The organism is Lichenibacterium ramalinae, assembly GCF_004137085.1.
Classification (GTDB): Bacteria; Pseudomonadota; Alphaproteobacteria; order Rhizobiales; family Beijerinckiaceae; genus Lichenihabitans; species Lichenihabitans ramalinae.
Genome location: NZ_QYBC01000059.1, coordinates 1 through 1,954, shown reverse-complemented (window position 1 = coordinate 1,954; position 1,954 = coordinate 1). Strand labels below are relative to the sequence as shown.

General features: G+C 69.9%; 2 protein-coding genes. Both read right to left on the bottom strand.

Annotation, left to right across the window (positions count from 1 at the left end):
- A partial coding sequence (locus tag D3272_RS26990; protein WP_129222322.1) for an IS91 family transposase occupies positions 1-905 on the bottom strand: 905 nt, incomplete at its 3' end.
- 4 nt (positions 906-909) lie between these two features.
- A complete protein-coding gene (locus D3272_RS26985; protein ID WP_207210337.1) occupies positions 910-1,815 on the bottom strand; it encodes a tyrosine-type recombinase/integrase in 906 nt (301 codons plus the stop codon).
- Between the last annotated feature and the right edge of the window lie 139 nt (positions 1,816-1,954).

Here is a 1,954-nt window from a genome sequence, read left to right as displayed (position 1 = left end):
GTCGACAGCGTCATGGTGCGGTGGCGGGCGTCGCCGTCACGGCGGTAGTCCTTGTAGCGGAACGTGACGCCGTCCTCGTCCATCCCGATCAGGCGCCGGTTCGAGATGGCGACACGGTGTGTGTAGCGCGACAGGTAGGCCAGCACGGCCTCCGGTCCACCGAAGGGCGGCTTGGCGTAGACGACCCACTTCTTGGCTTTCATGGGCGCCAGGTGGCGTTCGAAGGCCTGCGGGTCGCTCAGCCCGGCCCTGTCGCCGAAGAAGCGGAGCCGTCCCGCGGCGTGAAGCGCGAGCAGGCCGGTGAGGAACAGCCGGCGGAACAGCTTGCCGAGTACGTGGACGGGCAGCAGGAAGGCGGGCCGCGAGGACACCCAGCGCGTGCCGTCGAGCGAGATGCCGCCGCCGGGCACGATCATATGGACGTGCGGGTGGTGGGTCAGCGCCGAGCCCCAAGTGTGGAGCACGGCCGTGATGCCGATGCGGGCGCCGAGGTGGCGTGGGTCGGCTGCGATCGTCAGCATCGTCTCCGACGCTGCCCGAAACAGCAGGTCGTAGACCGCGGCCTTGTTGGTGAAGGCGATGTCGGCGATCTCGGCCGGCACCGTGAACACCACATGGAAGTAGCCCACGGGCAGCAGATCCGCCTCGCGCGCCGCCAACCACTCGCGCGCGGCCGCGCCCTGGCACTTGGGGCAGTGCCGATTGCGGCAGGAGTTGTAGGCGACGCGGGTGTGTCGGCACCCCTCGCAGGCTTCGACGTGGCCGCCGAGCGCCGCGGTGCGGCACGTCTCGATGGCCGACATCACCTTGAGCTGGCCGAGGCTGACGTGGCCGGCATGAGCGGCGCGCCAGGCCGCACCGTGCCGGCGGAGGATGTCGGCGATCTCCAGCGCGGGACGCGACACCGGATCAGGCCCCGGTGTCGGCGCCCTCCATCAGCAGCTTGAGGCGTTCGAGCGGGCTCGTCACCGCGCGGATTGTGCGGGTCGCCACGCGGGCGTAGAGCGCAGTGGTGTTGAGCTTGGAATGGCCGAGCAGAACCTGGATGACGCGGATGTCGACGTCCTGTTCGAGCAGGTGGGTGGCGAAGCTATGGCGCAGCGTGTGGGGCGAGACGCGCTTCCTGATGCCGGCCGTCTCGGCGGCCTCGTGGACGGCGCGGCAGAGCTGACGCGTCGACAGCGGCTCCAGGCTGTTCTTGCCGGGGAACAACCAGCCCTGGGGCAGCATGACGCCGCGGCGTCGGCCCTCGCGCCACCACTGCCGGAGCAGCTCCAGCAACTGCGGCGACAGCATCGCGTTGCGGTCCTTGCGCCCCTTGCCCTGCTCGACGCGGATCAGCATGCGGGTGCTGTCGATGTCGCCGGTCCTGAGCCCCACCACTTCGGACACGCGCAGGCCGGCCCCGTAGGCCACCCTGAGCGCGGCCCTGTACTTCGGGCCCCGCGCCGCTTCGAGCAGCCGCCCGACCTCCTCGACGTTCAGCACGGTCGGCAGCTTCTGGGCGTAGCGCGTCAGGACGAGGCGTCGCGACAGGTCCGGCCGGTCCAGCGTGACGTTGAACAGAAAGCGTAACCCCGACACTGCGTTGTTGACCGTGGGCGGCTGCACCCCGCTGTCGGCCTGGTGGATCTGGAAGCGCCGGACGTCCTCGGGCGTGGCGGTCTCGGGCGAGCGGCCCAGGAAGGCCGCGAAGTTCCGCACGGACATGATGTAGTTGCGCTGGGTGTCCTCGTGCAGGCCGCGCATGGCCATGTCGTCGAGCATGCGGCGGCGGAGCGGGCTGACCGGGGTGGAGGCTTGTTGCTGGGGCATCGCGTGATCCTCGCGAGATGAGGGATGGACCCTCATGCTCCGAGGCTGGCGGAACCCGTTCAAGCGCTCGCGCTGATCTCCAGTTGTGCCCAACCTCTCAGGAAGCCCTCCCGCGAGAGCGGGTTCGTCCTTGGGTCGA